This window comes from Saccharothrix sp., from assembly GCF_031180885.1.
Classification (GTDB): domain Bacteria; phylum Actinomycetota; class Actinomycetes; order Mycobacteriales; family Pseudonocardiaceae; genus Actinosynnema.
Genome location: NZ_JAPSLK010000017.1, coordinates 18,559 through 37,359 on the forward strand (window position 1 = coordinate 18,559; position 18,801 = coordinate 37,359).

Here is an 18,801-nt window from a genome sequence, read left to right on the forward strand (position 1 = left end):
CGAAAGAGCCCCTTCCCGCCCGCGGGAAGGGGCTCTTTTACGAGGTCATTGCAGTGCGGGGCGCGAAGCGGCGATCTTCAGCCACTTCACCAGCAGCACGACGATGGCGATCACCGCGACCACCAGGCCCGCGCCCGGTCCCGGACCCGGCTGGTGACCCGTGGTCGTCTGGGTCATCCAGATCGACAGGACCCCGCTCACCGACGCCGCGAAGGACGCCAGGGCGCTCAGCCACGCCAATGCCCACCGCCGCACGGCCAGCGTGACCGCCGGGAACAGCACCCCCGCCACCAGCACCGCGTACGAGAACACCTTGGGCATCGCCGGCGCCTCGCCGAACAACACCCGCAACCCGGTGTCCTCGTCCACCCACGGCAGGACCAGCGACACCAGGATCGCCAGCACCGCCACCGCGATCAGCATCGCGCCCGCCCCGGGGTCGAAGCGCTTGGCCGCCGAACGGCCCACGCGGTCGATCTCGTCCCGCAGGCCCGCCAGGTCTTCCGGGTCGTCGGTCATCCGACCGCGCACCCGTTCGTGGCGGCCGGCAGCGGGTCGGGCGCGCCGAACTTCGGGAGGCCGAGGGTGACACCCGCCGTCTTCGGGCGGATGCCGGCCTCGGAGCGGTCGCCCGCCTTGGTGCGGCGGTGGCCGACCAGCGGGCCGTCGGCGATGAGGTTGTGCGGGGCGGCGTAGGTGATGACGGTCTCCACCACGTCGCCGGGGCGGATGTGCGCGTCGCCGGGGGTGAAGTGCACCAGGCGGCCGTCGCGGGCGCGGCCGGACAGGCGGTGGGTCTCGGCGTCCTTGCGGCCCTCGCCGTTGGCGACCAGGACCTCCACCGCGCGGCCGACCTGGAGCTTGTTCTGCTCCCAGGACATCTCGTTCTGCAACGCCACCAGGCGGTCGTAGCGCTCCTGCACGACCTCCTTGGGCAGCTGGTCGGGCAGCGTCGCTGCGGGCGTGCCGGGGCGCTTGGAGTACTGGAAGGTGAAGGCGCTGGAGAACTTCGAGGCGCGGACGACGTCCAAAGTGGCCTGGAAGTCCTCCTCGGTCTCACCGGGGAAGCCGACGATGATGTCGGTGGTGATGGCCGCGTCCGGCATGGCTTCGCGGACCTTGTCCAGGATGGACAGGTACTTCGCCGACCGGTACGAGCGGCGCATCTCCTTCAGCACGCGGTCCGAGCCGGACTGCAACGGCATGTGCAGCTGGTGGCACACGTTCGGCGTCTCGGCCATGGCGGCGATGACGTCGTCGGTGAAGTCCTTCGGGTGCGGCGAGGTGAAGCGGACGCGCTCCAGGCCCTCGATGCCGCCGCACGCGCGCAGCAGCTTGCCGAAGGCGAACCGGTCGCCGAACTCGACGCCGTAGGAGTTGACGTTCTGCCCGAGCAGGGTCACCTCCAGCACGCCCTCGTCGACCAGCGCCTGCACCTCGGCCAGCACCTCGCCCGGCCGGCGGTCCTTCTCCTTGCCGCGCAGCGACGGGACGATGCAGAACGTGCACGTGTTGTTGCAGCCGACCGACACCGACACCCAGCCCGAGTAGGCCGAGTCGCGGCGGGCGGGCAGCGTGGACGGGAAGGTCTCCAGCGCGTCGAGGATCTCGACCTGGGCCTCGCGGTTGTGCCGGGCGCGTTCGAGCAGCACCGGCAGCGACCCGATGTTGTGCGTGCCGAAGACCACGTCGACCCACGGGGCGCGCTTGACGATCTCGCCCTGGTCCTTCTGCGCGAGGCAGCCGCCCACGGCGATCTGCATGCCCGGGTTGGCCGCCTTGGCGGGCGCGAGGTGGCCCAGGGTGCCGTAGAGCTTGTTGTCCGCGTTCTCGCGCACCGCGCAGGTGTTGAACACCACCACGTCGGGCGTCGCGTCACCCTCCGCGGGCGCGTAGCCGGCGTCCTCGAGCATCCCGGCCAGGCGCTCGGAGTCGTGCACGTTCATCTGGCAGCCGAACGTGCGGATCTGGTAACTGCGGGTCACTCCCACCCCATCCTTCCGTCGGGTCCAGGGTAGAGCGTGGACGTGGGACGATGCGCGGGTGTCGGGAGTGCTGCTGCGGGTGCAGGCGGCCGGGGCCGTGCTGGCCCTGGCCACGCTGTCGCTGACCGCGTGCGGCGACGAGTTCGACCACGTCAAGCTCACCATGGCGGCGGGCAGCGACTCGGGCGTCTACCACCGGCTCAGCGGCGCGCTGGCCGACTCGTGGACCCGCGACCCCGGCATCCCGCACCCCCAGGTCGTCGTCACCGCCGGTTCGGTGGACAACCTCGAACGGCTCGGCGCCAACACCGCCCAGGTGGGGTTCTCGGCGGCCGACGCGGCGGAACTGGCCTACAACCAGGCGAAGGGCCACCGGATCTCCGCGCTGGCCCGGATGCACGACGACTACCTCCAGGTCGTGGTGCGCGACGACATCCCGGCCACCAGGCTCACCGACCTCAAGGGCCTGCGCGTCTCGCTGGGCGCGAAGGACTCCGGCGTGCTGCTCATCGCCGAACGGCTGCTCCAGTCCGCCGGCATGTCGCCGACCACCGACCTGAAGCCCCAGTACCTCGACCTCAACGCCACCACAGACGCCATGCGCGACGGCTCGCTGGACGCGTTCTTCTGGTCCGGCGGCGTCCCCACCACGGGCGTGCGCACGCTCGCCACCACGGTCAAGATCCGGATGCTGGACCTGAGCGACGTCCTGCCGCGGCTGCGCGCCCAGTACCCCGTCTACGGCTCGGCCACCCTGCCCGCGTCGGCCTACGAGCTGCCCGGCGGCCCGGTCACCAAGCCGGTCACCACCCTGGTGGTGCGCAACTTCCTGCTGGTCAACGACACGATGTCGGACGACGTGGCGGAAGCGCTGCTCAGGGGCCTGTTCCAGGCGCAGGGCGCGATGGTCGCGGCGAGCCCGGTGGCCCGGTCGATAGAGGTCAGATCGGCGATCGAGACCACCCCGATCCCGCTGCACCCGGGCGCGATGCGCTACTACCGGGACGTGAAGGTCTAGACGGCGGGGAAGGTGACGGTCACCCGCAGCCCGCCCACCTCCGGCAGGGACAGCTCCACCGACCCGTCCACCCGCTCCACGATCTGCCGCACGATCGCCAGCCCCAGGCCCGAGCCCTGGATGTTCTGGTGCGCCGGGGACCGCCAGAACCGGTCGGTCGCCCGCTCCAGCTCCTCCGGCGACAGCCCCGGCCCCTCGTCCTGCACCGACAGCCGCACGACCCCGTCCCGCCGCCGCACGTCCACCCGGATCAGGGTGTCGTCGGGGGTGAACTTCAGCGCGTTGTCCAGCAGGGCGTCCAGCACCGCCTCCACGCCGCGCGGCGGGGCCAGGGCGCGCCCGCCGCGCTCGCCGTCGAGCACCAGGTGCACCGAGCGGGCCGCGGCGGCGGCGTTCCACGCCGAGAGCCGACCGGCGACGGCCTGGTCGACGTCCACCGGCAGCGGGTCCACCGAGGGCGCGGCGGCGCGGGCCATGGCCAGCAGCTCGTCCAGGATTCGGTTGAGCCGGTCGGCCTCGTCCAGCGCGGCCGCCTGGTGCACCTCGGCCTCGCCGTCGACGTGCCCCTCCAGGTTGGACAGCCGCAGTTTCAACGCGGTCAAGGGGTTGCGCAGCTGGTGCGAGGCGTCGGCGACGAACGCCCGCTGCGCGGCGAGCACGTCGGACACGTTCGCCGCCATCTGGTCGAACGACCGGGACAGCTGCCGCAGCTCGGGTGGGCCGGACGCGGACCCCACCGGTTCCACCGCCCGCCCGGACACCACCGAGGCCAGCAGCTTGCCGGTGGCGTCGTCCAGCGCGCGCACCGGCCGCAGCGTCCAGCGCACCAGCGGCAGGGCCGCGAACACGCCCAGCGCGAGCACCAGCAGGCTGGCCACCAGCAGCACCGACCACCACAGGGCGACCTCGCGGCGGGTCTTGTCGGTGGGGGAGAAGGTGACGATCGCGCCCCGCACCTCGCCGTCGGCCAGCACCGGCTCGGCCAGCACCAGCTCGGTGTGGTCCCACGGCATGAACAGCGCGGGCGCGGTCGGCTGCCGGCCCGCCAGCGCGCTGTCCACCAGCTCCCGCACCCCGTCCGGGGACACGTCCACCGGCCCGGACGCGGCCACCACCGCGCCCGACCGGTCCAGCAGCGCCACCTTGATCCCGTACAGCTCTTGGTAACGAACGAGTTCCCGTTCCATCACGGTCGGCTGGTCGTCGATCAGGGGACGCTGCGCGACCGAGGCGAAGCGGGCCGTGTCGGTCAGCCGGTCCAGGAACATCTCCTGCTGCTCGGTCGCCGCGACCCCGCGCCCGAGCGGCACGCCCATGCCGACCAGCACCAGCACCACCAGGGTGAGGACGATCCCGAGCAGCCGCGACCGCATGTCAGCCGGTCTCCGACAGCCGGTAGCCGACGCCGCGCACGGTCTCCAGCAGCGACGGCCGGCCGAGCTTGGTGCGCAGGGTCGCCACGTGGACGTCCAGCGTCCGGTTCGCCCCCGCCCACGTCCGGCCCCACACCTCGGCCAGGATGCGCTCCCGGGTGCACACCGCGCCGCCCGCGGCCATGACCAGCGCGAGCACCTGGAACTCCTTGCGGGACAGCGCCACCGGTTCACCCGCCACGGTGACCTCGTGCCGGGCGAGGTCGACCCGCACGTCGGCCACCTCGAACACCTCGGTGCCGGTCCCGCCGACCCCGACCGGGTCGCCGCGCCGCCGTCGCACCGCGTGCACGCGGGCCACGAGTTCACCCACGTCGTAGGGTTTGACCAGGTAATCGTCCGCGCCGGCGTGCAACCCCAGGATTCGGTCGTCGATTTCCCCGCGGGCCGACACGACGATGATGGCGACGTCACTCGCCGCCCGGATATTGCGGCAGAGAGTGACGCCGTCGATATCCGGCAGACCGAGGTCCAGCAACACGACGTCGATACCGGCCAACCGGTCTAGCGTCCCCCGACCGGTAGCCTGTCGGTCTACTGTGAAACCCCGCCGTGTCAGCGCCGGGACCAGCGCTTCTGCCACGCGGTCGTCGTCTTCGACCAACAGCACGCGCACCGGCGTCCTCCCGAGTTATTGTCGCCTGCCTGTGACAGAGTTGAGACCCTAAGTCTTGCTCAACCGCCTGGACTGGTGTGGTGATTCACACCTAGGTTTCCCGCCATCGCTCTCCGAGCCCCGACTGGAGGATCTGATGACCGCCCCCACACCTGCTCCGCCGATGATCCGGATGGCGGGCGTGGACAAGTTCTTCGGGCCTCTCCACGTGCTCAAGCAGGTCAACCTCGAGGTGCCCAAGGGCCAGGTCGTCGTCGTGCTGGGGCCGTCCGGCTCGGGCAAGTCGACCCTGTGCCGCACGATCAACCGCCTCGAACCGATCAACTCCGGCACCATCGAGGTCGACGGCCAGCCGCTGCCCGCGGAGGGCAAGGAGCTGGCGCGCCTGCGCGCGGATGTCGGCATGGTCTTCCAGTCGTTCAACCTGTTCGCGCACAAGAGCATCGTCGACAACGTGATGCTCGCGCCGGTCAAGGTGCGCAAGACCCCGTCGGCGCAGGCCCGCAAGACGGCCATGGAGCTGCTGGAGCGGGTCGGCATCGCGAACCAGGCGGAGAAGTTCCCCGCCCAGCTGTCGGGTGGGCAGCAGCAGCGGGCGGCGATCGCCCGTGCCCTGGCGATGAAGCCCAAGGTGATGCTGTTCGACGAGCCGACCTCCGCGCTGGACCCGGAGATGGTCCAGGAGGTGCTCGACGTCATGACGACCCTGGCCCGCGAGGGCATGACCATGCTCGTGGTCACCCACGAGATGGGCTTCGCCCGCAAGGCCGCGGACCGGGTGATCTTCATGGCCGACGGCGAGGTCGTCGAGGACTCGACGCCCGAGGACTTCTTCTCGGCGCCGAAGTCCAACCGCGCGAAGGACTTCCTTGGCAAGATCCTGACCCACTGAAGTCCCGCTGACCGCGGCGCTGAAAAGCCTGGCGCCGCCAGACCCCGACGAAGAGCAGGAGAAAGACGATGAGGGTTCGCACCCTTGCGGTGGCGCTGCTGGCCGGCGGCCTCGCCCTGACCGCGTGCGGCAAGGAGGGGACCCCGGGCGGGTCGACCCCGGCCCCGACGCAGCAGGTCGCCACCGACGTGAAGGTGGACGGCTCGGAGACGTTCAAGAAGATCCAGGCCCGCGGCAAGGTCGTCATCGGCGTCAAGGAGGACCAGCCGGGTCTGGGCTACAAGGACCCGACCAGCGGCAAGTACAGCGGCTTCGACGTCGAGATCGCGAAGCTCGTCGCGGCCAAGCTGGGCTACGGCGACGACAAGATCGAGTACAAGGCGATCGCCTCCGCCGGTCGCGAGCAGGCGCTGATCAACGGTGACGTCGACTACTACGTCGGCACGTACACCATCAACGACAAGCGCAAGCAGCAGGTCTCGTTCGCCGGCCCGTACTTCACCGCCGGCCAGGACCTGCTGGTGAAGAAGACCGACAACTCGATCACCGGCCCGGAGACCCTCAAGGGCAAGAAGGTCTGCTCGGTCACCGGCTCGACGCCGATCCAGAAGGTCAAGAACGAGGGCCTGACCGAGGCGTCGAACATCGTCGAGCTGCAGAACTACTCGCAGTGCGTGCAGCAGCTGGAGCAGGGCGCGGTCGACGCCGTCACGACCGACGACGCGATCCTCAAGGGCTACGCGGCGCAGCAGCCCGACGTGTTCAAGGTCGTCGGCAAGCCGTTCTCCAAGGAGCCCTACGGCATCGGCCTGGCCAAGGACGACAAGGCCCTGCGGGACAAGGTGAACGACATCCTCGAAGAGGCCATCACCGGCGGCCAGTGGGAGAGCATCTACAACGCGACCCTCGGCAAGTCGGGCTCGCCGGCCACCAAGCCGGTGCTCGAGCGGTACTGATCCCTTCGGTGGTCGCCCCGCCCGTCCGCGGCGGGGCGGCCACGCCCCCGACCCCCACTAGCCGAGGAAGACGATGGACGTCCTGCTCGACAACCTCGACCTGTACGGGCCGGGGTTCCTCAACACCATTGAGCTGTTCCTGATCGCCGCGGCGGGATCACTGGTGTTGGGCACGATCCTGGCGATGCTGCGCGTCTCGCCGGTCCCCATCTTCCGCGCGGCGGGCACCCTGTACGTCACGATCCTGCGCAACACCCCGCTGACGCTGGTGTTCTTCTTCTTCGCCTTCGCGTTCCCGCTGCTCAAGATCGTGGACGCGGCGGACTTCGGCGGCTCGGCCGCCGCCTACTACTTCACCTTCGCGCTCGTCTCGCTCACGCTGTACACCTCCGCGTTCGTGTGCGAGGTCGTGCGCTCGGGCATCAACACCGTGCCGGTGGGCCAGGCCGAGGCGTCCCGCGCGCTGGGCCTGACGTTCGGCCAGATGCTCGGCTCGATCGTGCTGCCGCAGGCGACCCGCGCGGTCGTGCCGCCGATGATGAGCACGATGATCGCGTTGCTGAAGAACACCACGATCGCGGCCGGCTTCTCGGTGTTCCAGTCCGGCTCGATCAGCCTGAACCTGTCCGAGCGCGGCGAGAACCAGCTGATCGGCCTGCTCTGGGTGGCGCTGTTCTTCATCATCCTCGTGATCCCCATGACCCTGTTGCAACGCAGCCTCGAGAAGCGGTGGAGCATCGCCCGATGAGCGCCTCGGTCCTCTTCGACATCCCCGGTCCGAAGGCCCGGATGCGCTACCGCCTCTACGCGGCGATCGGCATCGCGGTCCTGGTCGCGGGCATCGGTTTCGTGGTCTACCGGTTCGCCGCCAGCGGCCAGTTCGACGCCGCCAAGTGGGAGTGGTTGCAGTACAAGAACGTCCAGACGACCCTGCTGGACGCGCTGTGGAACACCGTCCGCGCGTTCCTCGTGGGAGCCGTGCTGGCCATGGTGTTCGGCGCGATCTTCGCCGCCGGCCAGCTGTCCGACCACAAGGTCGTGCGGGTGCCGGCGATGGCGGTCGTCGAGCTGTTCCGCGCGGTCCCGCTGGTCGTGCTGATCTTCATCTTCCACTACGGCATCGGCCTGGGCGCGCCGTTCTACTCCGTGGTGGCGGGCCTGACCCTCTACAACGGCTCGGTGCTCGCGGAGGTCTTCCGCGCGGGTGTGCTGTCGCTGCCGCGTGGCCAGAGCGAGGCCGCGTACGCGGTGGGCATGCGCAAGACCCAGGTGATGACGCTGGTGCTGCTGCCGCAGGCGGTGCGGGCGATGATGCCGGCCATCATCAGCCAGCTGGTGGTGCTGCTGAAGGACTCGGCGCTGGGCTTCCTCATCACCTACGAGGAGCTGCTCTACCAGGCGCGCTACTTGGGCGGCATCTTCGAGTTCGGCCGTCCGCTGGTGCCGATCACGATCGTGGTGGCGGCGATCTACATCGCGATGTGCCTGCTGCTGACGTGGTTCGCGAACTACCTGGAGAAGCGCAACCGCCGCAGCAAGAAGGTGCTGGAGCTGGAGGCCAAGCCGGCCGAGGACGTGGTGGCGGCGGCCGTTTAGGAACAGCCGCCTGGGAGCAACCCGCCTGGGAACACCCGACGCCGCCCGCGCTCCCGTCGAGCGCGGGCGGCGTCGTGCTGTGCGGGTCAGGTGTGGCGCAGGAGTGCGCCGACGCCTTCCCAGAGCTTGGCCTCGTCGGTGATGACCACCTCCGCGCCGGTGGCGCTCGCGGCCACGGTCAGGACCTCGTCGGCCGGCTGTTGTTCGACGTGGTCGACGCCGAGCGCGCGCAGGTCGGACTCGCGGGTGGCCACCTGGGCCGGGTCGTCGCCGGCGAACACCATCCGGTCGCCCAGCGGGGTTCGGTTGGCGACCAGGAGCGCGGCCACGTTGGCCTCGCGCAGCGCCGCCACCACCTGCTCCATGCCCTGCACCGCCAGACCTCCGTCGCGGCCGGCTTCGGCGGTGAAGCGCTCGACGACGTCGTGTTCCCGCGTGTAGCGGTGTTGGGCGACCAGGGACTGCACGGCCGCGTCGAACGCCTCGTCGTCGGTGCCGCCGGACAGGCTGGCGCCCTCGACCTCGACCAGGACGTCCCGGCACCGCTGGCTCAGCTCCTCGCGGATCATGGCGCGGGCCTGGACTTCGCCGCCCAGGATGAGCAGCGGGGCGTTCAGGCCGTCGACCAGGGTCTCCGCCGCCTCGGCCACGCGGGCGGCGTTGCGCTGGGCGGTTTCCTCGACGGTGTTCTGGAGGCGTTTGTGGGACCAGCCGCCGCCGCCGACCTTGTGCAGCGGGTGCTGTTCGCCGCGGACCTCGGTCGACGTCTCGACCCGGCCGTCGTGGGCGTGCAGGTCGGCGCCGGCGCGGTCGGCCACCACCACGACGTGCGGCACCTGCGGTTCGTGCAGGCTGGCCAGCGGCAGCAGGTTCGGGCGGCGGGACCAGCGGGCCGAGTCGGCGGCCGGCGGTCGGGGCAGGGGTTCGTTGAGCAGGAGTTCGCCGTGGGCCGCGATGAGGGCCCGGCCGGCCTTGCCCACGGCGGGTTCCAGGGCCGCCGTGTCCATCGCGCGCATGGTGTCCTCGTCCGCACCCTGTCGCGCCAGGTCGTCGCGCAGCCCGCGCCACCGAAGTTCCAGCGCCTTGGCCGCGTCCTCCGTGTCGTGCGAGGCGTCCAGGTAGACCGACGCGAACGGTCCGCGCTCCCGGACCACCTCTCCCAAGGTGGACATGTCCATGGGTGTCGGCTACCCGCTGTGCCACCGCGTAACCTCGGTGCCATGGCCGACGAACCCGGTGCGCTGGCGAAGGCCCAGCAAGGAGCGGTGGACCACCTGCTGAGGGTCGGCATCGAGGGCTTCGGCCCGTTCAAGAGCGCGCACACCATGGCGTCCGACCTGCTGGACCGCGGGCTGACCAGGGACGAGGCGGTGCGCAACCTGATCCGCACGCACGTCACCGCCGCGGGCATCCAGGGGTTCGCCACCAACATCGGCGGGCTGATCACCCTCCCGGTCACGCTGCCCGCCAACGTCGCCGCCGCCTACCTGGTGCAGACGCACCTGATCGCCTCCATCGCCGCCGTCTACGGGCACGACCTGGAGAGCGAGGAGGTGCGCACGGCGATCCTGGTGTGCCTGCTGGGCAACGCCGGCACCGAGGTGCTGAAGAAGGCGGGCATCAAGGTGGGCGCGAAGCTCACCATGAACCTGATCGAGCGAATCCCGGCGCAGCTGATCCGGGAGATCAACAAGCGGGTCGGCTTCACGCTGCTGGCCAAGTACGGCACGTCCAAGGGCGTGATCACGCTGGCCAAGGGCGTCCCCCTGGTGGGTGGCGTGATCGGCGGCGGGTTCGACGCGGTGACCACGCGGGCGGTGGGCGGCTTCGCGCGGCGGTTCTTCGCCGAGCGCGCCGAGGTGCCGTTCGTGGTGGACGGGCAGGTCGTGGAAGGCGAGATCGTCGAGGAGCGGCGCGCCGAGCTGGAGTGACGATTGGCCCGAGATCTCGGGTCGATCGTGGCCCTTCACCTGGGCCAATCACCCGAATAGCGTAACCGCCATGGGGGCGACGAAGCGGCTCGCGCTGGCGCAGGCGGTCAACTCGGTGGGGGGCGGCGCGTTCTACGCGTCGTCGGCGCTGTTCTTCACGCGGGTCGTCGGGTTGTCGGTGGCGGAGGTCGGGTTCGCGTTGACGCTGGCCTGGGCGGTCGGCGCGGTGGCCGGCGTCCCGCTGGGGCAGCTCGCGGACCGGTTCGGGGCGCGGCGGATCGCGGTCGCGCTGGCCGTGGTGACGGCGGGGGCGTTGGCGTTGTTCCCGGTGGTGCGGTCGTGGCCGGCGTTCCTGGCGGCGGCGTGCCTCTACACGTCCGGGCAGAGCGGGTTGCAGGCCGCGCGGCAGGCGCTGTTGGCGGGGCTGGTCGAGCCGGAGCGGCGGGTGCGGGTGCGGGCGGCGCTGCAGTCGGTGCTCAACGCGGGGCTCGCGGTCGGGGCCGGGCTGGGCGCGGTCGCGCTGCACCTGGACACGCCGGCGGCGTACCTCACCGTGTTCGCGGTGGACGCCGCCGGGTTCCTGGTCGCCGCGCTGGTGCTGCTGGGTCTGCCGGAGGTCGTGGTTCGGGTGTCCGGGCCGAAGCGGGCCGGGGTGCTGCGGGACCGGCCGTACGCGGTGGTGGCGCTGTTGAACGCGATCATCCTGCTGTACATGCCGATGCTCAGCCTGGTCATTCCACTGTGGATCGTGCAGCGGACGGAGGCGCCCGCGTGGGTGGTCGGCGCGCTGTTCGTGCTCAACACCGGTGCGGTCGTGGTGGGGCAGGTGCGGTTGGCGCGCGGTGTCACGGACCTGCGGACGGCGGTGCGTTCGGTGCGGCGCGGCGGTGTGCTGCTGCTGGTGTCGTGCGGGGTGTTCGCGCTGTCCGAGGGGCGCGGTGCGTGGGTGGCGGTGGCGGTGCTGGTGGTCGCGGCGGCCGTGCAGGTGGTGGGGGAGATGTTCCACGGCGCGGGGTCGTGGGAGATCGGGTTCGGGCTCGCGCCGGCGGACAAACAGGGGCAGTACCAAGGGTTCTACGGGACCGGCACGGCCGTGGCGCGGACCGTCGGGCCGCTGCTGCTGACCACGTTGGTGTTGGGTGGTGGCGCGTGGGGGTGGCTCGCGCTGGGTGGGCTGTTCCTGGCCGCCGCGCCGGCGATGGGGCCGGCGGTGCGCGTTGCCTCGGCGCCCGGTGATCTTGATCGCTCGGAAAAGTCCTTGGCATCCGTGGACGGGACGCGCTAACGTCATCGACATGTTCTTCCAGATCTACCTCTGAGGATTCTCCTCCTCCGCGCCGCACGCGAGGCTCTGTGCCCGTGCCGAGCGCTCTTCTCTGGTGGCCCTAGCGGCTCTGTGACGACCCTTTCGGTCGTCTGCTCTTCACCCCCTCGAATGCGAGGCCGCGGCGGCTTGTCGGGCTGCCGTTCCCGCCGATCACGTTCTTCGATCGGTGGGAACGGCGGGCCGACGAGCCGACTTTCAGGCGGCCTCGCCGCGACGCCGAAGGCGGCGCAATTCAGCAGAGAGGCGGTCGTATGCCCACCATGCGCAACGAACAACCCCACGACGGTTTGCCGACCAACCGCAAGGCCCGTCGTGCCAAGGGCGCGGCCCAGCCGCGCTTCGGCGGGGGACGCGTCGTCGCCAACCCGCGCCAGTACGCCATGCGGCGTCGCTGACCAGCGACAACGCCACACCTGAGGAGGGGTCCGATGATCGAGCAGAACGACGTACCGGCCGAGGGCGAACAGCCCGAGCAGGAGCCGGAGTACGTCCCGAACCGCCGCGAACGGCGCGGCCACGCCCAGAAGAACACGGGCGTGAACAAGATCCCCGGCCGGCCGCACCAGGCGAACTTCGTCGGGCGCAGGCTCTTCCGCCGCAACGGCGGCTGAGCGCCCCGCGGCCTCCGGCCCCCGGTGTCCATTGTCGCATCGGGGACCGACAGTTCCCGGCGGCCGGCCATTCGGCACCGCCGGCACCGCGCTCATCACGCGGTGCCGGCGGTGTGCCCGCATTTGTCCGTTTCCTTTGGGGTGCGCGGAATTCGTCTAGGCTCGTGGCGTCATGAGCGCACAGCGGGTGAGTCCGGTTCTCGTCGGCCGGGCCGAGGAGTTCACGCGGCTGGGTGACGCGTTCGCCGACGTGCCCGCGACCGTGCTCGTCGGCGGTGAGGCCGGGGTCGGGAAGTCGCGGCTGGTGGCGGAGTTCGTCGCCGGGCTGGACGCGCGCGTGCTGGTCGGCGGGTGCGTCGAACTGGACGGGCTGCCGTTCGCGCCGTTCGTCGCCGCTCTGCGCGGGGTGGCGTTGACCGACCGGGAACGTGCCGATCTTGCGTCCCTGGTGCCGGGGCTGGAACCACGTCCGGGTGACGAGGCGCGTCCTCGGTTGTTCGAGGGCGTGTTGGCGCTGTTGGCCCGGTTGTCCGAGCAGCAGCCCGTTGTCCTGGTGGTCGAGGACGCCCACTGGGCCGACCGGTCCAGCCGCGACCTGCTGGACTTCCTGGTGCGCAACCAGCGCGCGGTGCCGCGGTCGTTGATCGTGGTGACCCACCGGACCGACGAGACCAGTCGTCCGCTGCGCGCTGTGCTGGCCGAACTCGGCCGGGTGCCGTGGGTGCGTTCGGTCGAGTTGGGGCGGTTGTCGGCGCGGGACGTCCGGCAGCAGTTGCGGGAGATCCTGGGCAGTGAGCCCGATCCCGAGTTCGCGCGCGCGGTTTTCCGGCGCAGCGCGGGCAATCCGCTGTTCGTGGAGGCCCTGCTGGACGGGTCCGACGGGCGGTCGCTGGCCGAGTTGCTGCTGGGTCGGGTGGATCGCCTCGGCCCGGACGCTGTGGCGATCGTGCGCGCGGCGGCAGTCGGTGGCGCACGCGTCTCTCATGCGGTGCTCAGCCGCGTTGTCGACACCACGGCCATCAGGTCCACTGTGGACGGTGGTGTGCTGGTCGTGGACGGCGACGGGTACGCGTTCCGACACGCCCTGATCCGCGACGCCGTGTGCGCGGACCTCCTGCCCGGCGAACGGGTCGACCTCCACGCCCGCTACGCCCAAGCCCTGCCCGAGGACGCCGCCGCCGAACTGACCCACCACCGCCACGCCGCCGGTGACCTGACCGGTGCCGTCGAAGCCGCATGGCGCGCAGCCGACACCGCTCGACGTGCCCTCGCCTACGCCGAACAGCTGGCCATGCTGGAACGTGTGCTCGACCTGTGGGACCACGCCGGGCACTTGGACGTCGACCGGAGCACCGTGCTGGAGAACGCGGGCGAGGCCGCGTGGCGGGCCGGCGAGGACTCCCGGGGCGTCGAGCTGACCACGGAACTCCTGGCATCCCTGGACATCGACGCCGAACGCATCCGTTACGCGGCGGTGCTAGAGCAACGGGCCCGAATGCTGGCCCGCCTGGGCCGCCCCGAGGCATTGGACGACCACCGCCGCGCCGTCGACACCGTTCCCGAAGGTCACGCGATCCGCGGCTACCTGCTCAACTCCCTGGCCGACCGCCTGATGGAGGTCCCCGCGCCGGACGAGGCCCGCGCCGCCGCCGAACAGGCCCTGGGCGCTTCCCACCACGCCGGTGACGACCCGTCCGAAGCCGCGGCCTTGATCACCCTCGCCGTCCTGGACGCCCGCGAAGGCGACCTCGACGCCCAGCTACCACGCCTGGCCACAGCCGCCGCAATCGCAGAATCCGTTGCCGCCCACCAGATTCGGCTCCGCGCATTGCGCTGGGAGTCGTCCCTGTCCGAGGCGTTCGGCAGACTGGACCGGGCGGAGGAGTTGGCCCGACACGGCCTCCAGACCGCCCGCGAACTGGGCCTGGCCCGATCGGCCGGCGTAGAACACGCGGTCGCGCTGGCCATGGCCCAAGTCGGCGGCGGCAAGTGGGACGAGGCCGTCGAATGCATCGACCACGCCCTCGACCACGCCCCACCCCCGAACCACCACGCCCACCTGTTGTGCCTCAAGGGTTACGTGACCCTCCACCGCGGCGACCCCGACCACGCGGCATGGGCTGTCGCCAGGGCACGCGACCTGGTCGGTTCAGGCTTCAGCCAAGACCCCCTCCTCTTGGCCCGCCTGGACGCCGAAGTCCGCCGAGCCCAAGGCCACGACCCCGCCGAGGTCCTGCTGCCAGCCCTGGACCTGCCCCACCTGGCCCACGCGTCCCGCTTCGCCTGGCCCCTGCTGGTGATCGCCCGCCGAGCCGGAATTGTCGCACCCCCATGGGACAATGGAACCGGGGGCCGGAGGCCGGCCCGCGACGCCGGAGCCGAGGGTGGAGCCGAGGGTGGAGCCGAGGGTGGAGCCGACGCCGGGAGCGAGCCACCGACCCGCGATGCCGCGAGCGTGCAGCCGCGTCGCGATGCTGCGGGCGTGCCGCCGGGCCGCGACGTCGGGGGCGGGCCGCCGCGCGTAGCGCCGGAGCTGCCGGTGGTGGGTCCGGTGCAGCGCGCCTGGTCGCTCACCTTCCACGGCTCACCCGAGGCGATCCCCGCCTGGGAAGACCTCAACCAGCCCTTCCACCTCGCCTCCACCCTCGTCGAGCACGCCGCCGAAAACCCGAAAGCCCGCGCCGACGACCTGCGCCGAGCCGTGCAGCTCGCCGACGCGCTCCAAGCCGCACCCCTCCGCGCCCGCGCCGCCGACCTCGCCCGCCGCGCCCACGTCACCCTCACCGGCGAAGGCACCGCCAAGCGCACCAGCTTCGGCCTGACCGCCCGCGAGGTGGAGGTCCTGCGCCTGGTCACCGACGGCCTGGCCAACCGGGAGATCGCCGAACGCCTGTTCATCTCGGCGAAGACGGCGAGCGTGCACGTGTCGAACATCCTCGGCAAGCTGGGCGTGGCCAACCGCGTCGAGGCCGCCGCCACCGCACACCGGCTGGGCCTCTTCGAATAAGGGCCTCTTCGCATAGGGCTGCCGCCCGATGTGCCGACACGGGCCTTAGACCGACCGTCGTGGGCATGACGATCACGATCCTGGGCATCGCGGGCAGCCTGCGCGGCCAGTCGTTCAACCGCAGGCTGCTGGCCGCCGCCCGGCACGAGCTGCCACCCGGCGCCGAACTGGTGGTGTGGGACGACCTGGCCACCGTGCCCCCGTTCGACGAGGACGCCGAGGAAGCGCCCGGCGAGGCGGTCGCGGGCCTGCGCAAGGCCGTCGCCGAGGCGCACGCGGTGCTCATCTCGACCCCCGAGTACAACAACTCCCTGCCCGGTCAGCTGAAGAACGCGCTGGACTGGGCGTCCCGGCCCTACGGCGCAGGTGTGCTGACCGGCAAGCCCGTCGCCGTCGTCGGCGCGAGCCCCGGTCCGCTCGGCGCGGTGTCCGCGCAGGCCGACGCCCGCCGCGTCCTGGCCACCGCCGGTGCCCGGGTGCTGCCCGGCCAGGTCGCCGTCGGGGACGCGTTCCGCCGGTTCGACGAGCACGGCCGGCTGCTCGACCACGACCTGCGCTCCGCGCTCGCCGACCTGCTCAAGGCGCTGGTGCCCGCGTGACCCGCTGGGGCGCCGTGCTGGCGGTGGCGCTGTCGGTGGTGCTCGCGGCGCTGGACCTGACCGCCGTGGTGGTGGCGCTGCCGGTGATGGGGGAGGACCTGGGCGCGGGGCCGACCGTGACCCAGTGGGTCCTGCACGCCTACAACCTGCCGATGGTCGCGCTGAGCATCCCGGCCGGCCGGTGGCTGGACCGGGTGGGGCACCGGCCCGCGTACCTGCTTTCCGTCATCGGCTTCGGCGTGGCGAGCCTGGCGATCGCGCTGGCCCCGACCGCCGGGCTGGTGCTCGCGGGTCGGGCGGTGCAGGGCCTGTTCAGCGCGTTGATCGGGGCGGTGACGATGCCGGTGATCGGCGCGGCGGTCCTCCCGCGGCACCGGGGGCGGGCGATGAGCCTGGTGCTGACGCTGATCCCGTTGAGCGGGGTGGCGGGGCCGGCGCTGGGCGGGGTGCTGACCGACGCGTTCGGGTGGCGGTCGGTGTTCCTGATCAACGTGCCGGTGGTGCTGGTGGCCGCGCTGGTCGGGTTGCGGACGATCCCGCGCTCGGACTTGGGGCTGCCGTGGCCGGGCAAGCGCTTGCTGCTGGAGGCGGCGGTCGTCGGTGTCGGGGCGACGGCGTTGTTCGTGCACGTGTACCTGCTGCCGGTGGCTGTGGTCGCGCTCGTGGTGTGGCTGCGGCTGCCGGAGGCGCGTCCGGTGCGGGACATGCTGCGCAGGCCCCGGCTGAGCCTGGCGCTGACGTCGATGCCGTTGATCATCGTCGGCATCGCGGCGCTGAACTTCGTCGTGCCCTACCTGATCGCCGACCGGCCGGCGGTCGTCATCGGCTTGGCGGTGCTGTCGATGTCGGCGGGCATGGCGGTGTTCTCGCCGCTCGCGGGCGTGCTCGCGGACCGGTTCGGCGCGGTCCCGGTGGCGGCGGTCGGCTCGGTCGTCGCCATGATCGGCACCGTTCTCCTGCTGCCCGTGGACGCCGCGACCCCGACCGCGGACCTGGTCTGGCGGCTGGCCGTGCTCGGCGTCGGCCACGGCCTGTTCGCCGGCCCGAACGCCGCCGCGATCCTCGCCGAGACCCCGCCGGACCTGGTCGGCACGTCCGGCGGCCTGACCTCGCTGCTGCGCACCCTGGGGTTCTCGGCCGGACCGGCCCTCGGCGCGGCGATCGGCGTGTTCACCCCCACGGTCGTGGCGTTGCTGGTGGTCACGGCACTGGGTATCACCGCGTCGGCCGCACAACTGCGGTGGTCCCATCGGGCGGATGATCTGCCGTTCGAGCGCCGGGCGAACTAGCCTGAGGTGGGTAGCACCGGATCTGGCTCGGATCAGGGAGGCGCCACATGAGGATCGCTGACGTCCTGCGGACCAAGGGCTCGGCCGTCGCGACGGTCGGGACGAGAGCGTCGGTGGCTGAGCTGGTAGCCGCCCTCGCCGAGCACAACGTGGGCGCGATGGTCGTCGTCGGACCGGACGGCATCGCGGGCATCGTGTCCGAACGGGACGTCGTCCGCAGGCTGCACGACCGCGGCCCGGCCCTGCTGGAGTCGCCGGTCGAGGAGATCATGACGACCGAGGTCTTCACCTGCTCCCCGAAGGACTCGGTGGAAAGCCTGTCGGTCCTGATGACCGAACGCCGGATCCGCCACGTGCCGGTGGTGGCCGACGGGCAGTTGGTCGGCATCGTCAGCATCGGCGACGTGGTGAAGAGCCGCATCAGCCAACTGGAAGAAGACCAGGACCAGCTGACCGCTTACATCGTTCAAGGCTGATCCGGGCTCGATGCCGCGCTGCGCTTCTCCACGCGCAGCGCGGCATTCGCGCTGAATAAGGATCGGTCGGAGTCACGCCTTGTCTGCCGCCAGGTCGGCTGCCTGGGCGCGTGCGGTTTCGGCGGCTGGGTCGTTGAACGCCTCCAGCAGGGTCAGGGCCTCCAACGCCGGTTCTCGGGCGTCCTCCACGGCTCCGGACCCGCGCAGTGCTCGTGCGAGGTTCGTCAAGGCGGTGGCGAGCAGCCAGGGGTTCTCCGCGTCCCGCAGCGCGGATACGGCCATGCGGTGGAAGCGCGTGGCGTCCTCGTGACGGCCCAGTTGCGTGTATGCCTCGCCGGTCACGTCGAGGGCGACAGCCTCCCGGACGCGGTCGCCGAAGCGGCGTTGCATCGTCGCCGACCGCTGGAGTGCCGTGAGTGCGTGGTCCGGGTGGCCCAGGCCGCATTGGACGCGGGCCGACTCGACCAGCCAGAGCGCCTCGGCCACCGGGTACTCGTCAGCGCGGGCGAGCGTCAGGGCGTGGTCGATCGCCTCCAGCGCTTCGGTGAAGCGGCCCTGGCCGCGCAGTGCGCCGCTCAACCCGTGCAGGCAGTCGCCCTCGCAGATCCGGTCGCCGATCACCCGGTAGACCTCGAGGGCCCACCGGAGCCGTCGCTCCGCTTCCGCCCACCGGCCGGCGTCGAGGTGGACCTGGGCGATGTTGGTGGTCGAAACGGCCGACCAGTAGTCGCTGTCCAATCGACCGGCGATGTCGCGAGCCTCCTCGAAGCAGTGGAGTGCGTCGTCCAGGTCTCGGCGTCGCAGGAAGGCCAGGCCCAGCGCGTTGACTGAGGAGAGGGTGCCGGGCAGGTCGTCCAGGTCCCGCCTGATCGACAGGGCGGTGCGGTGGTACCCGATGCCCTCGCGCACGGCACCGGACTGGACCTTGGCCTTGCCGAGGCTCTCCAGGATCTCGGCCTCGCCGGCGCGGTCCCCGAGCATGCGAACTGAGCGCAGCGCGACCTCGCCGGTCAAGGCGGAACAGCTTGCCCGCGTCCTTGGTCAGGGCCCGGTACGACCACGCGA

19 protein-coding genes are annotated in these 18,801 nt (G+C 71.4%); 13 read left to right on the forward strand and 6 right to left on the reverse strand.

Features of this window, described 5'->3' with window-relative positions:
* Nucleotides 1-45: 45 nt before the first annotated feature.
* Both RIN75_RS20800 and miaB read right to left on the reverse strand, forming a co-directional pair.
* The gene (locus RIN75_RS20800) at nt 46-519 is read right to left on the reverse strand and encodes a hypothetical protein (protein ID WP_309113645.1); all 474 of its coding nucleotides are present in this window, start codon (nt 517-519) and stop codon (nt 46-48) included.
* The gene (miaB, locus tag RIN75_RS20805) at nt 516-1,985 is read right to left on the reverse strand and encodes a tRNA (N6-isopentenyl adenosine(37)-C2)-methylthiotransferase MiaB (protein WP_309113646.1); all 1,470 of its coding nucleotides are present in this window, start codon (nt 1,983-1,985) and stop codon (nt 516-518) included. The genes RIN75_RS20800 and miaB overlap by 4 nt, the downstream gene beginning before the upstream one ends.
* A 58-nt stretch (nt 1,986-2,043) precedes the next feature.
* On the opposite strand from miaB, the gene RIN75_RS20810 reads away from it, so the two are divergent.
* Nucleotides 2,044-3,003 (forward strand): TAXI family TRAP transporter solute-binding subunit, encoded by a 960-nt coding sequence (locus RIN75_RS20810; RefSeq protein WP_309113647.1) that lies wholly within the window; start codon nt 2,044-2,046, stop codon nt 3,001-3,003.
* On the opposite strand, the gene RIN75_RS20815 is transcribed toward RIN75_RS20810, so the two are convergent.
* Both RIN75_RS20815 and RIN75_RS20820 read right to left on the reverse strand, forming a co-directional pair.
* Nucleotides 3,000-4,376, reverse strand: a complete 1,377-nt coding sequence (locus RIN75_RS20815; protein WP_309113648.1) for a HAMP domain-containing sensor histidine kinase — start codon at nt 4,374-4,376, stop codon at nt 3,000-3,002. The two genes, RIN75_RS20810 and RIN75_RS20815, sit on opposite strands and share 4 nt — an antisense overlap.
* A gap of 1 nt (nt 4,377) precedes the next feature.
* Nucleotides 4,378-5,052 carry a response regulator transcription factor gene (locus tag RIN75_RS20820; RefSeq protein WP_309113649.1) on the reverse strand — a complete coding sequence of 225 codons (675 nt, stop codon included), beginning with the start codon at nt 5,050-5,052 and terminating at the stop codon, nt 4,378-4,380.
* Nucleotides 5,053-5,215: 163 nt separating this feature from the next.
* Here RIN75_RS20820 and RIN75_RS20825 point away from each other — a divergent pair, with 163 nt between their 5' ends.
* From RIN75_RS20825 to RIN75_RS20840, 4 genes are all read left to right on the forward strand, one after another.
* On the forward strand, nt 5,216-5,944 hold the full coding sequence (locus tag RIN75_RS20825) for an amino acid ABC transporter ATP-binding protein (RefSeq protein ID WP_309113778.1): 729 nt from the start codon (nt 5,216-5,218) through the stop codon (nt 5,942-5,944).
* A 68-nt stretch (nt 5,945-6,012) separates the two neighbouring features.
* Entirely contained in the window at nt 6,013-6,900 is an 888-nt protein-coding gene (locus RIN75_RS20830; protein WP_309113650.1) for a glutamate ABC transporter substrate-binding protein, read from the forward strand.
* A 73-nt stretch (nt 6,901-6,973) separates the two neighbouring features.
* Nucleotides 6,974-7,648 carry an amino acid ABC transporter permease gene (locus tag RIN75_RS20835; protein WP_309113651.1) on the forward strand — a complete coding sequence of 225 codons (675 nt, stop codon included), beginning with the start codon at nt 6,974-6,976 and terminating at the stop codon, nt 7,646-7,648.
* Entirely contained in the window at nt 7,645-8,496 is an 852-nt protein-coding gene (locus tag RIN75_RS20840; RefSeq protein WP_309113652.1) for an amino acid ABC transporter permease, read from the forward strand. The genes RIN75_RS20835 and RIN75_RS20840 overlap by 4 nt, the downstream gene beginning before the upstream one ends.
* 86 nt (nt 8,497-8,582) lie before the next feature.
* On the opposite strand, the gene RIN75_RS20845 is transcribed toward RIN75_RS20840, so the two are convergent.
* Nucleotides 8,583-9,668 carry a Vms1/Ankzf1 family peptidyl-tRNA hydrolase gene (locus RIN75_RS20845; RefSeq protein WP_309113653.1) on the reverse strand — a complete coding sequence of 362 codons (1,086 nt, stop codon included), beginning with the start codon at nt 9,666-9,668 and terminating at the stop codon, nt 8,583-8,585.
* Nucleotides 9,669-9,716: 48 nt separating this feature from the next.
* Between RIN75_RS20845 and RIN75_RS20850 the strand changes: the two genes are divergently transcribed.
* From RIN75_RS20850 to RIN75_RS20885, 8 genes are all read left to right on the forward strand, one after another.
* Nucleotides 9,717-10,427 (forward strand): EcsC family protein, encoded by a 711-nt coding sequence (locus RIN75_RS20850; RefSeq protein ID WP_309113654.1) that lies wholly within the window; start codon nt 9,717-9,719, stop codon nt 10,425-10,427.
* 70 nt (nt 10,428-10,497) lie between these two features.
* On the forward strand, nt 10,498-11,712 hold the full coding sequence (locus RIN75_RS20855) for an MFS transporter (RefSeq protein WP_309113655.1): 1,215 nt from the start codon (nt 10,498-10,500) through the stop codon (nt 11,710-11,712).
* Nucleotides 11,713-12,014: 302 nt separating this feature from the next.
* Nucleotides 12,015-12,149 (forward strand): hypothetical protein, encoded by a 135-nt coding sequence (locus RIN75_RS20860; RefSeq protein WP_309113656.1) that lies wholly within the window; start codon nt 12,015-12,017, stop codon nt 12,147-12,149.
* Nucleotides 12,150-12,182: 33 nt separating this feature from the next.
* Complete coding sequence (locus RIN75_RS20865; protein WP_309113657.1) at nt 12,183-12,365, forward strand: hypothetical protein; 183 nt, start codon at nt 12,183-12,185, stop codon at nt 12,363-12,365.
* A gap of 172 nt (nt 12,366-12,537) precedes the next feature.
* A complete protein-coding gene (locus RIN75_RS20870) occupies nt 12,538-15,372 on the forward strand; it encodes an AAA family ATPase (protein ID WP_309113658.1) in 2,835 nt (944 codons plus the stop codon).
* Nucleotides 15,373-15,437: 65 nt separating this feature from the next.
* Complete coding sequence (locus RIN75_RS20875; RefSeq protein ID WP_309113659.1) at nt 15,438-15,971, forward strand: NADPH-dependent FMN reductase; 534 nt, start codon at nt 15,438-15,440, stop codon at nt 15,969-15,971.
* Nucleotides 15,968-17,260 carry an MFS transporter gene (locus RIN75_RS20880; RefSeq protein ID WP_309113660.1) on the forward strand — a complete coding sequence of 431 codons (1,293 nt, stop codon included), beginning with the start codon at nt 15,968-15,970 and terminating at the stop codon, nt 17,258-17,260. The genes RIN75_RS20875 and RIN75_RS20880 overlap by 4 nt, the downstream gene beginning before the upstream one ends.
* Nucleotides 17,261-17,307: 47 nt before the next feature.
* On the forward strand, nt 17,308-17,736 hold the full coding sequence (locus RIN75_RS20885; protein WP_309113661.1) for a CBS domain-containing protein: 429 nt from the start codon (nt 17,308-17,310) through the stop codon (nt 17,734-17,736).
* A gap of 72 nt (nt 17,737-17,808) precedes the next feature.
* Here RIN75_RS20885 and RIN75_RS20890 read toward each other — a convergent pair whose 3' ends face one another.
* A complete protein-coding gene (locus RIN75_RS20890) occupies nt 17,809-18,750 on the reverse strand; it encodes a tetratricopeptide repeat protein (RefSeq protein WP_309113662.1) in 942 nt (313 codons plus the stop codon).
* Between the last annotated feature and the right edge of the window lie 51 nt (nt 18,751-18,801).